This is a genomic window from Gordonia sp. UBA7599 (genome assembly GCA_002477755.1).
Lineage (GTDB): Bacteria > Actinomycetota > Actinomycetes > Mycobacteriales > Mycobacteriaceae > Gordonia.
In genome coordinates, this window is the sequence record DLKD01000011.1 from 68,900 (window position 1) to 80,809 (window position 11,910).

The following is an 11,910-nucleotide window of genomic DNA, read 5'->3' on the forward strand; positions in this document are numbered from 1 at the left end:
GGCCAGGGCAACTTCGGCTCGCGCGGCAACGACGGTCCGGCCGCCATGCGCTACACCGAGGCCCGGCTCACGCCGCTGGCCATGGAAATGCTGCGCGACATCGACGAGGAGACCGTCGACTTCGTCCCCAACTACGACGGCAAGACCGAAGAGCCGACGGTCCTCCCGGCACGCATCCCGAACCTGCTGATCAACGGTTCCGGCGGTATCGCCGTCGGCATGGCGACCAACATCCCGCCACACAACCTCCGCGAGGTCTCCGCCGCCGTGTTCTGGGCCTTGGAGAATCCCGAAGCCGACGACGAGGCTCTGCTCGCCGCGTGCATGGACGCGGTCAAGGGCCCCGACTTCCCGACGGCCGGCCTCATCGTCGGCGGTCAGGGCATCCGGGATGCGTACACCACCGGGCGCGGGTCGATCCGGATGCGCGGCGTCGTCGACATCGAGGAGAACAAGGGCGTCACAACTCTTGTCATCACCGAGCTGCCGTACCAGGTCAACCCGGACAACCTGATCCAGTCGATCGCCGAGCAGGTCAACGAGGGCAAGCTCAAGGGCATCAGCCGCATCGAGGACCAGTCGTCGGACCGCGTCGGCATGCGGATCGTCGTGACGCTGCGCCGCGACGGTGTCGCGAAGGTCGTCCTCAACAACCTGTACAAGCACAGTCAACTGCAGACGAGCTTCGGCGCCAACATGCTGTCGATCGTCGACGGGGTGCCGCGTACGCTGCGCCTGGATCAGATGATCCGGTTCTACGTCGCCCACCAGATCGACGTCATCGTGCGGCGGACCCGATACCGGTTGCGCAAGGCCGAGGAGCGCGCCCACATCCTGCGCGGCTTGGTCAAGGCGCTCGACGCACTAGACGAGGTCATCGCCCTGATCCGCCGCTCGGCCAACACCGAGGAGGCCCGCAACGGGTTGATCGCGCTGCTCGACATTGACGAGATTCAGGCCGACGCCATTCTCGCGATGCAGCTGCGCCGACTCTCCGCGCTCGAGCGACAGAAGATTATCGACGAACTGGCCGAGATCGAGCGGGTCATCGCCGACCTGCGCGACATCCTCGCCAAGCCGGAGCGGCAGCGGGCGATCGTCCGCGACGAACTCGCCGAGATCGTTGACAAATACGGCGACGAGCGCCGCACCAAGATCATCGCGGCCGAGGGCGATGTGGCCGACGAGGACCTCATCGCCCGCGAGGACGTCGTGGTCACGATCACCGAGACCGGCTACGCGAAGCGCACCAAGACCGACCTGTACCGCAGCCAGCGCCGCGGCGGCAAGGGAGTGCAGGGTGCCGGCCTCAAGCAGGACGACATCGTCGCGCACTTCTTCGTCAGCTCGACCCACGACTGGATCTTGTTCTTCACGACGAAGGGCCGCGTTTATCGGGCCAAGGCCTACGAGTTGCCCGAAGCGGCCCGCACCGCCCGCGGCCAGCACGTGGCGAACCTGTTGGCCTTCCAGCCGGAAGAGCGCATCGCCCAGGTCATTCAGATCAAGTCCTATCAGGACGCCCCCTATCTGGTACTTGCCACGCGTGACGGTCTGGTTAAGAAGTCCAAGCTGGAGGACTTCGACTCCAACCGTTCCGGCGGTATCGCCGCGATCAACCTGCGCGGCGACGACGAACTCGTTGCCGCCCGCCTGTGCAGTGCCGAAGACGACCTGTTGCTGGTCTCCGCACAGGGCCAGTCGATCCGGTTCTCCGCGACCGATGAGGCGTTGCGGCCGATGGGCCGCCAGACCTCCGGCGTCCAGGGCATGCGCTTCAACACCGGTGACCGATTGCTCTCGATGGTGGTCGTCGACGAGGAGGACTACCTCCTTTGCGCGACGTCGGGCGGCTACGCGAAGCGGACCCTGATGTCGGACTACCCGGTGCAGGGCCGCGGTGGCAAGGGCGTGCTGACGATCCAGCACGACCGGCGTCGAGGCGAACTGATCGGCGCGCTGCGCGTCACCTTGGAAAGTGAGCTCTACGCGATCACTTCGTCGGGCGGCGTGATCCGCACCCTGGCCAAGCAGGTCCGCAAGGCCGGCCGCCAGACGAAGGGTGTTCGTCTGATGAACCTCGACGAAGGCACTACGCTGTTGGCGATTGCCCGAAACGCCGATGAGCCGGATGAGGGCTCGACGGACGAGAGCTAGGATTCACTACGTGAGCACCGACGGGTCCGACGCGGACAAGAGTGGCGGAAAGTCGACCACAGACTCCACCACCAAGACCGAAACGGCTGCGCAGGCGGCTGCGGCGAAGGCTGCTGAGTTGGCCAAGAATGCCGACAAGGCCGAGAAGAACGGGTCCGCGGCGGACAAGCCGGGGGCCGCTTCCGACGCTCCGGGTGTGAAACCGCCGTGGCAGCGCGGCGAGGAGCTGGCGCCGGACACCGGCGGCGGCATCCCGCCGGCACCCGAGGCTGCATCGAAGCCCAAGAACCCGTCGACACCGAAGAAAAAGCCGCTGATCACCGGGACCGCCGCACCCAAGGTCGACGACGCGGCGGCGAACGGCACCGACAAGGACCGCTTCGTCGAATCGCCGACCCGCAGCATCGGACGCTCGCAGATCAAGGCCAAGGATCTGCCCGACCTCGACGAAATCCACGCGACGCCCGCCGTCGCCGCATCGGCGGCCCGTACCTCGGGGGGACTTGGCCCGCGCTCGGCTCCGACCCAGGTCGGCCCGGGTGGCGCATCGCGAGCGCTGCGCGCCAGCGTGCAGATCCGGCGCATCGATCCGTGGTCGACGCTGAAAATCTCCGCGGTCCTCGCCGTCATCGGCTTCTTCATCTGGATGATCGCCGTGGCGATGCTCTACCTCCTGCTCGACGGCATGGGGGTGTGGTCGCAGGTCAATTCCTCGGTCAGCACGCTGACCACCGACGGCGGCGGATCGTCGGACGCCATCGGGGCGGGCACGGTGTTCGGTTGGGCCTTCCTGCTGGGTGTGATCGACGCGATCCTGCTGACGGCATTGGCCAGTGTCGGCGCGTTCATCTACAACCTGTGCGCCGACTTCATCGGTGGCGTCGAAGTGACTTTGGCCGACCTCGACTAACCGTTTTGGTGGTCACGGGTCGGATCGGGTAGCCTTTCACTTCGGTTCACGGGCCTATAGCTCAGGCGGTTAGAGCGCTTCGCTGATAACGAAGAGGTCGGAGGTTCAAGTCCTCCTAGGCCCACCAAACCCACACCTGTCGATCCCGGCGCGAGGCGTTCGCGGACGACGATCGGGGCCTTAGCTCAGTTGGTAGAGCGCCGCCTTTGCAAGGCGGATGTCAGGAGTTCGGGCGTTATCTGGAGCTGAGTGGGTTGGGATGGGGTTTGACCAGTGGGAACACTGTGGTGGACATGTCCGCAGCGACCCGCACAATTGAACAAGGGGACTTAGCTCAGTTGGTAGAGCATCGCCTTTGCAAGGCGAGGGTCAGGGGTTCGATTCCCCTAGTCTCCACCGTGTGATGAGTCGGGACATGTGCGACAGATGAGTCGCGACATGAGCGACATGTCAGGAACGAGAGCCCGGCCATCGGCCGGGCTCTCGTTTTTTGTTGCGCCAGTATCCGCGGTTGGGGTCGATGGTGTGGGTGCTCAGGACTGTCTGGGTGTCGATGCTGATGACGGTGACCTCGGCGGGGTCGATTAGCAGCAGTACCGGTGTGGTGGTGTGTGCGCGGCTGATACCGAGGTGGTGCATGCGGCCTGCGCGGCGGAGGCTGACGTGTCCGGCGCTGTCGACTTTGTCGTAACGCAGGCGGTACGGACCTGGCAGTGTGCTGGCGGGTACCGCCTTCGCGAGGGCGTTGTAGGCGTGGGCAGGGGTGGTCCTGTTGGTGGCCCGGTGTGGGCGTTGCTCGTCGTAGTAGTGGGTGAATTCGTCGAGCTGGCACTGTAATTCGATGACGGTGCCGGGCGTGCGGCGAGCCAGCGTTTGAGGGTTTGGTGGAAACGTTCGATCTTGCCCTGGGTTTGCGGGTGTGCTGGTGCGCCGTTCTTCTGGGTGATGCCCAGGATCGCCAGCAGGTGTTCGAAGCGGTTGTGCCCGCCGGTGAACCTTGCGGTGTAGACCGCACCGTTGTCGGTCAGTGTTGACGCGGGCGGGCCGTACCGGTTGATCAGTTCGGTGAAGGTGGCCGCGACATGGTCTCCGCTCACGCGGGAGTGGGCGGCGCAGCCCAGCAGATACCGCGAGTGGTCATCGAGCCAGTTCAAAATTTCGATATCGGTGCCGTCGGACAGATGCCAGTGGGTGAAGTCCGATTGCCAGCAGGCGTTGGGCTGGGCGGCCTGGAAGCGGACATAGGAGCTGCGAGGTCGTTTACGTGGTTGGCTGGTGATCAGCCCGGCCTGGTGCAGGATGCGGCGGATCGTCGATGTCGAGGGGGCTTGCAGGCCTTCGTGTTTCAGATGCCAGGCAATGGTGACCGGGCCGGCGTCATGGCCCTGACTGGTCAGCTGGGTGCGCAAAGTGATCACCCGGTTGCGAACCTGCGGTGTGGTGGCGTGCGGGCTGCTATGCGGGCGCCTTGAGCGTGGCTCGATCGCATCGAGTCCTCCGTCGCGATACCGGTTCAGGAGCCGGTGTAGGTGCTGGCGATTGATGCCGTGTTTGCGGGCGGCCTGGCTGACGGTGAGTTGTCCGGAAACGACTTGCAAGACCGCGACTTCATGCTTGGACGACATGGATCTCCACTGTCGCCTATGTCGCGACTCATCTGTCGCGTATCAGTTGTCGCCTATGTCGTGAACTCACACACCCTAGTCTCCACCGTTTTCGCGTCGCCTGACACGAGTGCGCACGTCCTGCCAGCCAGGCTCGTTGCGCTACGTCGGAACGCATCCACGCCGTTGGACCATCACGTGAACACGTCATCATCACCCACCCCCGATGACAGCGCGACCGTGGTCCCATGGTCGCAGGCCTCGGTCCGCAAGCGGGACCTCTCATCGGACGGACGACGACCCATTAGACCGCTCTTCATACGTGCAAATATGTCGGCGATCTAAAGGAGTCATCGCTCGGGCTCGACGTCCCCCTGGCCTGATCAGCAGCAGGTGGACAGTGTGTGGCGGAGCGCATCGAGACAGTCTGGGCGGGCGGCGTAGTAGACGTTCATCCCCCGCCGGGTGGCCGCCACCATGCCAGCCTTCTTGAGTTGACCGAGGTGGTGGCTGGTGGTCGATTCAGCGAGGTTGACCGCGGCGGCGAGGTCGCACGTGCAGATCTCGCCGGCGTCGGCGGTGAGCAGGATCGACATCAGCTTGATTCGGACCGGGTCGGCTAACGCTTTGAGCCGCAACGCAATCTCCAATGCTGCCTCGTCGGTCAGCGGCGCCGCAGAAACCGGCGCGCACCAGACCGGTGCGGTGAGGTCGATGACTGGCAGCGTCTTGGGCACATCGACGATCCTACGCGTGCCATTGACTTATGTCGAAAAGGTCGGTAGACCTGAACCTGTCAGTATTTCGATATATGTCGCACAGCTTGGAGGTTGTGATGTCACGGGTGCAATTGGCGTTGAATGTGGACGATCTGGATGCAGCAGTCGAGTTCTACTCGACGTTATTCGGGGTGGAGCCGGCCAAGCTGAAGCCGGGGTACGCGAATTTCGCGGTGGCCGAGCCGCCGTTGAAGCTGGTCCTGCTGGAGAACCCCGGTCGGGGCGGATCGATCAATCACCTTGGTGTGGAAGTTGATTCGTCGGAAAGGGTGCACGGCGAGATCGCGCGTTTCACCGAGGCGGGCCTATTCACCGAGGAAGAGATCAACACGACGTGTTGCTTCGCCACCCAGGACAAGGTGTGGGTGACCGGCCCGAACTCCGAGAAGTGGGAGGTGTACACGGTGCTTGCTGATTCGGAGACCTTCGGCACCAGCCCGCGGTTGCTGGCCGAGGACCCGTCCGGCGGCTGCGCATGCGAAACGTCCACCGCAGACGCTAACGGCCAGGCGGCACCTGCGAGCTGCTGCTGAGTCTTCTCTCCGCCCGGGCATCGGGCTATCTGCTCTGCTCGTGAGTTAACCGGTGAGCAAGGTCGTCAACACGAGCCGCGATGTCATTGCGGATCAGGCGCATCCGGTCGAGCCCGTCGAACCCCCGCAGCGATGGCTCGTCAGTGTCCCAGACCTCCACCACGGTGCCGGTCGGGGCGTCGATCTGTGCGGCGGTGCCGACCGCGATCACCAGATCGGCAGTGGTCATCATGTCGTTGGTGAGCTGCCGTGGTTGATGGTTGCTGATGTCGCCGCCGACCTCGGCCAACACCTGGGCCGATAGTTCGTTGACGGTGCCGCCAACGGCGGCTTGGGTTCCCGCCGAGGACGCCTCGATGGCGCCGTAGGCCCCTAGCCGGGCGAGGCCTTCAGCCATCACTGATTTGCCGCGGTTGCTTACACAGACAAATAGCACCCGCGTCGTCATCGGGCCGGGTTCCCGAGTGCGGGGGCGAGCTCATCGATCAGCTCAACCACCAGTTCGCGGATCCGGTCCCGGATCGGCCGCACCGCATCGAGCCCCTGGCCGGCAGGATCGTCGAGTACCCAGTCCCGGTAGTCGGTGCCAGGGAAGTAGGGGCAGGCGTCACCGCAGCCCATGGTGATCACGACATCGGAGGACTGCACGGTGTCAGGGCGCAGAATCTTCGGCGATTGAGCCGAGATGTCGATACCGACTTCCGCCATCGCCGCGACCGCGGCCGGGTTGACGGTGTCAGTCGGTGCGGAGCCGGCAGACCGCACCTCGATCCGGTCGCCGGCCAGTGCGGTAAGGAATCCGGCGGCCATTTGTGATCGGCCGGCGTTGTGGACGCACACGAACAACACACTCGGTGTCGGCATGAAGTGTCTCCTGAGGGTGGGATGGATCAGTGTGTCGCGAAACGGTTTTGGTGGTCGATGAAGCGGTTACGCAGGGCGAGGGAGACGTAGACCAGACCCACCAGCACCGGGACCTCAATCAACGGGCCAACCACGCCGGCCAGCGCTTGCCCTGAGGTGACCCCATAGGTACCGATCGCGACCGCGATCGCGAGTTCGAAGTTGTTGCCGGCAGCGGTGAACGCCAACGTCGTCGTCCGCTCGTAGCCCATGCCAGCCAGCGCACCGATCAGATAGCCGCCGCCCCACATGATCGCGAAATATGCCAGCAGAGGCAGCGCGATCCGCACGACGTCCCACGGGTTCGAAGTAATCTGCTTGCCCTGCAACGCAAACAGAATCACGATCGTGAACAGCAGCCCGTACAGGGCCCACGGCCCGATCCGCGGCAACAGTTTCTGCTCATACCAGTTGCGGCCCTTGACCTTTTCCCCGAAGTAGCGGGTGAGGAAACCCGCCACCAGGGGAATGCCGAGGAAGATCAGCACCGATTTCGCGATCTCCCACGGCGAGGTCTTGATCGTCGTCTGCGCCAGGCCGAGCCAGCCCGGCAGCACCGACAGGTAGAACCAGCCGAGCACCGCGAACATCACCACCTGGAACACCGAGTTGATCGCGACCAATACGGCCGCCGCTTCGCGGTCGCCGCAGGCAAGGTCATTCCAGATAATCACCATGGCAATGCATCTGGCGAGACCGACGATGATCAGACCGGTGCGGTATTCGGGCAGGTCCGGAAGCATCAGCCAAGCGAGGGTGAACATCACTAGCGGACCAAGGATCCAGTTCAGCAGCAGCGAGGAGATCAACAGTTTGCGGTCGCCGGTGACGGTGTCGAGGCGGTCGTAACGCACCTTCGCCAGTACCGGATACATCATGATCAGCAGCCCGATCGCGATCGGCAGCGAGATACCGTCGACGGTCACCGCCGAGATCGTCTTGTTCAGCCCGGGGATCAGGCGGCCCAGGATCAGGCCCGCGGCCATCGCCACCCCGATCCAGACCGGCAGGAACCGATCGAGCGTCGACAGCTTGCCCGCCACCGCCACATGCTGACCGGTCGCCTTCACTGTGTCGGTCATGCCGATACCCCGTCCGCGGCCGACTCCGACAACAGGCTCGAAAGCTGCTGCAACGCAGCAGGAATCACCCGGTAGTATACCCACGTACCCCGCCGCTCGCACTCGACCAACCCGGCCTCCCGCAGGACCTTCAGATGATGCGAAATCGTCGGCTGCGCCAGATCGAACACCGCCGAAATATCACACACACACGCCTCACCGCCGCTGTGCGAGGCAACCAGCGACAACAACCGCAGCCGCACCGGCTCACCCAGTGCCTTGAACATTCGTGCCGTCTCGCGAGCATCATCGGCCGACAACGGCTCCACCACGACCGGCGTACAGCACAGCTCGCCCGACGCCAACTGATTCGACATACATCTATATTGACCGATATCAATGCATCTGTGCAACTTGAACGAGTTGCCATCACCCGCTGGATAATCAGTGGCACCATAAGGACACCGCCGACTCAGCGACCGCTTGGACAGCCTTCAGCAGCAGGTGCGAACGATCATCGATCGCGTCCACATCGCGGTCGACCCGCCGCTCCCGAATGCGGCGACCCGCCGCCCGCGCAACTGCCACCGGCCAGTGCAAATAGCGGATCTCCACAACGACTGAGCCCCGACGGAAAGCCGTCGGGGCTTAGTCATTTCCGGCGCTACTGCTGCTGCAGCATCGTTTTCATCTGCGTGATTTCCTTCTGCTGTCCGTCGATGATCGACTGCGCCAGCCGTTTGGTGGCTGTGTCTTTGCCCTGCTGGAGCTCGGTCTTGGCCATGGTGATCGCACCTTGGTGGTGCTCGATCATCATCTGTAGCCACATCTTGTCGAAAGCGCTGCCGGACAGCGTCTTGAGCTGACCCATTTGGCCGTCGGACATCATTCCGCTCATCGAGTGTTCGTCGTGGCTGCCCATGGTGGGCATCGACGTCGGCTGATTCCACGCCTTCAGCGCTGCGGTCATCTGGTCGATCTCGGGTTGCTGCGCGCCTTCGATCGCCGTCGCCAGCGTGCGTACCTGTTCATTTTTTGTTCGCGATGGGACGAGTTTGGCCATTTCCACGGCCTGTTGGTGGTGCGGAATCATCATCTGGTCGAACGTCACGTCGGCCGCGTTGAAGCCGGCCGATCCGGGAATGGATGAGGCGGTGGATCCGGCTGGCATGGACATGGCCGACGATCCGGTCGAGTGACTGCTGGATGACGAATTATCCGAACATGCTGTGGCGGTGCCGATGATGGCGACTGAGGCGACCGCGGCGATGGCGATTGTGGTGGACTTGTTCACGAGAAACTCCCTGTTTCGTTGGTGTCGGAGCTCGACAAAGCTGAGCATCGGGTAGGGGTCAGTGCCGGTCGCCGCCGATTGTCGGGGCACCGGGCCGTCCCTCAGCGCCGGAACACCGACAGCGAGGCCTGGGTGGGAGTGGTCCACGGGGGTGGACGTTCGGCGATGAAACGCAGTCGGCGCGAACATATTCCGACGACATCGAAGCAGACGGCGGCGGCGACGATCATGATCAGCGCAGCGGTGGCAAGCGCGGTCTCGGCCGACCGGACGAAGACGCAGTGGTGTCCGAGCGAGCAGCCGTCGTCCGCCTCTGCGGTGGCTGTGAACATCGCCGTGGGCCGGAGCTGGGTGTGCATCGATGGCGGCATGGTCGTGGGGGCGGCTGCTGCGACGCCGACAGCGCCCTGATGCATCAGGAAGACAGCGAAAACTGATGCCAGCACGATCGTGAATCGACTGCGCATCACCGCTCTCCTCTACGCCCGGCCGGTATGCAGACTACCGAATCGGTGGATCCGGTGTCGGCCGTCGATGACAGCGCAGATTGAGGGGAGGCGCGCCGGTTGGCGGTGATGGGGGCAAGCTCTGGCTGACCGCTGTGGCTATGTCGGTGTGGGTTCGGATTCAGCTTGGCGCAGGAACTGTGTGGCGCAGTCCAGAGAGCAGAACCAGTATTGGTGCCCGTTGTGGCGGAGGTATCCGGCCGCGCGGTCGTGCTCGATGCGCATGCGGCAGATCGGGTCCATGCTCTGCATCGAGGTGCTGGCGCCGAGGTCGAGCGCGTAGATCGGGGTGGGTTCAGTGATGTTCTTGAATGTGGCCTCGCCGAGGTCGGTGATGGTGAGGGCGAGGGTGCGGGCGGCGTCCGCGACAGGGCCGGTGACCAGGGTCTGCCCGGCAGCGGCGTGCGCGCACAGGCGTGCGGTCAGATTGACTGTGGCGCCGAAGAAGTCGTCGCCGCGCTGGGTGGCCGGTCCGTGATGCAGTGCGGTCCGGGTCTGCAGATATTGGTCTTTGGCGGTGCAGGCGGCGATGATGCGCTGGGCCAGATCCAATCCGGCCGGCGGGTCGGGGCTGGCCAGGAGCACCGCATCGCCGATCGCTTTGATGAACCGGTCGGCCGGGCCCAGGGCTGACCGGGCGGTCGCGGCGAAGTCGACTGCGAGGTTGGCGGCGTGCTCGTCGCCGTGGACCTCGGTGAGCGCGGTGAACCCGGCCAGATCGATCATCACGAACGTCCATACCGATGGGCTGCTCATGAGCTGGGCTCCTCACGATCGAGGGTGCCCTGCAGCAGCAGGTCGATGATCGCGTCCGCGGTGGCGGCCGCATCCCAGTGGTGGGCCGCCCGCAGGTGGATGTAACCCCAGCCGACCAGGTTGAACAGCACCGTGGCGGTCAGGGTCGGCGGCAGATCACGCAGGCTGCCATCGGCGGCACCGTCACGCAGCAGCCGTTCGAAGGGTTCGGCGAAGGCGTCGACGACCAGTGCGTCGGGGCCGGGCTGGTGGAAGACCTCGCCGTCGGCGAGGAAGAACCCGGCCAGCACATGCAGGTGTTCGTCCGCGGTCGCACACAACGCGCGCAGCGCGCTGGCAAGGCGTTCCGCGGCCGTCCCGGGTTGGGCCAGCGCTGGCAGCATCGCCTGCGAGTAGGTGGCCGCTGCCTGCGCGGTGACCGCCGCGACCAGGTCGTCGCGGGTGACGCCACGCCGGTAGATCGTGGCCCGCGACAGCCCGGCTTCGGTGGCGACCCGTTCGAGCGTGAGCGCGTGCAGTCCCCACCGAGTGATGGCAGCGGCCGTCGCATCCAGCAGCCCCTGATCGACGATCCCTTGACGTTGAGTCATGACACCATCATAGTTGAGACATGTCCGTCTCAACTATGAGTATGAAAAGTCTCAGTCTGCCGGCGGGACTGGGTTGGCTCATCTGCGGTGCGGGGGCCGCCGGGATTTTCGCCACCTATTGGGACGAGTCCTGGCACACCGATATCGGACGCGATTCGTTCTGGACGCCGGCGCATCTGCTGCTGTACGGCGCGATGGCCGTCGTCGGCGTGTCGATCGCGGTATGGGGGCTGCGGGTACTGCTGACCCTGAAGTCGGCGCGCCGCGCACTCGCACAGTTGCCGGTGGTGGCGGCATGCCTGGGCGGGGTGGCGGCACTGGCGGCCGCGCCGATCGACAATGCCTGGCATGAGGCATTCGGCCGTGACGCGGTGGAGTGGAGCCCACCGCACATGCTGGTGGTGTTCGCGGCTACTGCGATCGCGCTGGGTGCGCTGGCCGGTATCGATCCGAACGCCCGGGCGCTGCGCGCGGCGGCGGGCACACTGCTGCTCGCCAACGCGGCCGCGGTGGTGTTCGAGTACGAAACCGATGTGCCGCAGTTCACCGAGGTGATCTACCTGCCGATCCTGCTGGCCGTCGGGCTGACCGCGGCCGGTGTGCTGCGCCGTGCGGTGCCGCTGGCAGCTCCGGTGCTGACCGCCTGCCTGGGTTATGCCGTGCTGCGGCTGGCTATCGGCGCGATACTGGCACTGCTGGGGCGCAGCACCCCTGATCTGCCGATCGCCGTGCTCGGGTTGGCCGCCTATGACCTGCCGCTACGGGGCCGCTACGGGCGGCCGGCGGCTGCGGCGGCGGCCACGGCGGCGCTGGCCTG

Annotated in this window: 12 protein-coding genes, 2 tRNA genes and 2 pseudogenes; 6 read left to right on the forward strand and 10 right to left on the reverse strand. The window is 64.9% G+C overall.

All coding sequences use genetic code 11. The features are described from left to right. The 4 genes from gyrA to B4L26_RS01150 all read left to right on the forward strand — a co-directional run. On the forward strand, positions 1 to 2,157 hold a 2,157-nt coding region (gyrA, locus tag B4L26_RS01135; protein ID WP_290714811.1), incomplete at its 5' end, for a DNA gyrase subunit A. A 10-nt stretch (positions 2,158 to 2,167) separates the two neighbouring features. Then, entirely contained in the window at positions 2,168 to 3,067 is a 900-nt protein-coding gene (locus tag B4L26_RS01140; RefSeq protein ID WP_290714813.1) for a DUF3566 domain-containing protein, read from the forward strand. A 50-nt stretch (positions 3,068 to 3,117) separates the two neighbouring features. Further along, positions 3,118 to 3,194: transfer RNA gene (locus B4L26_RS01145), tRNA-Ile, on the forward strand. 196 nt (positions 3,195 to 3,390) lie between these two features. Further along, a tRNA-Ala gene (locus B4L26_RS01150) sits at positions 3,391 to 3,463 on the forward strand. A gap of 54 nt (positions 3,464 to 3,517) precedes the next feature. Here B4L26_RS01150 and B4L26_RS01155 read toward each other — a convergent pair. Together B4L26_RS01155 and B4L26_RS01160 are read right to left on the reverse strand one after the other, a co-directional pair. Then, positions 3,518 to 4,692: pseudogene (locus tag B4L26_RS01155) on the reverse strand (IS481 family transposase). Positions 4,693 to 5,054: 362 nt separating this feature from the next. Then, positions 5,055 to 5,408 (reverse strand): Rv2640c family ArsR-like transcriptional regulator, encoded by a 354-nt coding sequence (locus B4L26_RS01160; protein WP_290714816.1) that lies wholly within the window; start codon positions 5,406 to 5,408, stop codon positions 5,055 to 5,057. 98 nt (positions 5,409 to 5,506) lie between these two features. Between B4L26_RS01160 and B4L26_RS01165 the strand changes: the two genes are divergently transcribed. Continuing rightward, positions 5,507 to 5,983, forward strand: coding sequence for an ArsI/CadI family heavy metal resistance metalloenzyme (locus B4L26_RS01165; protein WP_290714819.1), 477 nt, complete (start codon positions 5,507 to 5,509; stop codon positions 5,981 to 5,983). Between the two features lie 25 nt (positions 5,984 to 6,008). Here the strand turns inward: B4L26_RS01165 and B4L26_RS01170 are convergent, their stop codons facing one another. From B4L26_RS01170 to B4L26_RS01205, 8 genes are all read right to left on the reverse strand, one after another. Next, a complete protein-coding gene (locus B4L26_RS01170) occupies positions 6,009 to 6,431 on the reverse strand; it encodes a low molecular weight phosphatase family protein (protein ID WP_290714822.1) in 423 nt (140 codons plus the stop codon). Beyond that, complete coding sequence (locus tag B4L26_RS01175) at positions 6,428 to 6,847, reverse strand: arsenate reductase ArsC (protein ID WP_290714824.1); 420 nt, start codon at positions 6,845 to 6,847, stop codon at positions 6,428 to 6,430. Before B4L26_RS01175 ends, B4L26_RS01170 begins: the two co-directional genes overlap by 4 nt. A gap of 26 nt (positions 6,848 to 6,873) precedes the next feature. Continuing rightward, positions 6,874 to 7,968 (reverse strand): ACR3 family arsenite efflux transporter, encoded by a 1,095-nt coding sequence (arsB, locus tag B4L26_RS01180; RefSeq protein WP_290714846.1) that lies wholly within the window; start codon positions 7,966 to 7,968, stop codon positions 6,874 to 6,876. Then, on the reverse strand, positions 7,965 to 8,324 hold the full coding sequence (locus tag B4L26_RS01185; RefSeq protein ID WP_290714826.1) for an ArsR/SmtB family transcription factor: 360 nt from the start codon (positions 8,322 to 8,324) through the stop codon (positions 7,965 to 7,967). The genes arsB and B4L26_RS01185 overlap by 4 nt, the downstream gene beginning before the upstream one ends. 287 nt (positions 8,325 to 8,611) lie before the next feature. Further along, positions 8,612 to 9,241, reverse strand: a complete 630-nt coding sequence (locus B4L26_RS01190; protein WP_290714829.1) for a DUF305 domain-containing protein — start codon at positions 9,239 to 9,241, stop codon at positions 8,612 to 8,614. Between the two features lie 101 nt (positions 9,242 to 9,342). After that, positions 9,343 to 9,708 carry a hypothetical protein gene (locus tag B4L26_RS01195; RefSeq protein WP_290714832.1) on the reverse strand — a complete coding sequence of 122 codons (366 nt, stop codon included), beginning with the start codon at positions 9,706 to 9,708 and terminating at the stop codon, positions 9,343 to 9,345. Between the two features lie 138 nt (positions 9,709 to 9,846). Further along, positions 9,847 to 10,503, reverse strand: coding sequence for an adenylate/guanylate cyclase domain-containing protein (locus B4L26_RS01200; protein ID WP_290714834.1), 657 nt, complete (start codon positions 10,501 to 10,503; stop codon positions 9,847 to 9,849). Beyond that, the gene (locus B4L26_RS01205) at positions 10,500 to 11,093 is read right to left on the reverse strand and encodes a TetR/AcrR family transcriptional regulator (protein WP_290714837.1); all 594 of its coding nucleotides are present in this window, start codon (positions 11,091 to 11,093) and stop codon (positions 10,500 to 10,502) included. Before B4L26_RS01205 ends, B4L26_RS01200 begins: the two co-directional genes overlap by 4 nt. A gap of 41 nt (positions 11,094 to 11,134) precedes the next feature. On the opposite strand from B4L26_RS01205, the pseudogene B4L26_RS01210 reads away from it, so the two are divergent. Then, positions 11,135 to 11,910: pseudogene (locus B4L26_RS01210) on the forward strand (hypothetical protein); the annotation flags it as partial.

Excerpts from the sequence above, each read along its gene's own strand:
- B4L26_RS01175 (WP_290714824.1), bottom strand. The coding sequence starts at position 6,847 with ATGCCGACACCGAGTGTGTTGTTCGTGTGCGTCCACAACGCCGGCCGA.
- B4L26_RS01195 (WP_290714832.1), bottom strand. The coding sequence starts at position 9,708 with ATGCGCAGTCGATTCACGATCGTGCTGGCATCAGTTTTCGCTGTCTTC.
- B4L26_RS01165 (WP_290714819.1), top strand. The coding sequence starts at position 5,507 with ATGTCACGGGTGCAATTGGCGTTGAATGTGGACGATCTGGATGCAGCA.
- B4L26_RS01200 (WP_290714834.1), bottom strand. The coding sequence starts at position 10,503 with ATGAGCAGCCCATCGGTATGGACGTTCGTGATGATCGATCTGGCCGGG.
- B4L26_RS01205 (WP_290714837.1), bottom strand. The coding sequence starts at position 11,093 with ATGACTCAACGTCAAGGGATCGTCGATCAGGGGCTGCTGGATGCGACG.
- arsB (WP_290714846.1), bottom strand. The coding sequence starts at position 7,968 with ATGACCGACACAGTGAAGGCGACCGGTCAGCATGTGGCGGTGGCGGGC.
- B4L26_RS01170 (WP_290714822.1), bottom strand. The coding sequence starts at position 6,431 with ATGACGACGCGGGTGCTATTTGTCTGTGTAAGCAACCGCGGCAAATCA.
- B4L26_RS01185 (WP_290714826.1), bottom strand. The coding sequence starts at position 8,324 with ATGTCGAATCAGTTGGCGTCGGGCGAGCTGTGCTGTACGCCGGTCGTG.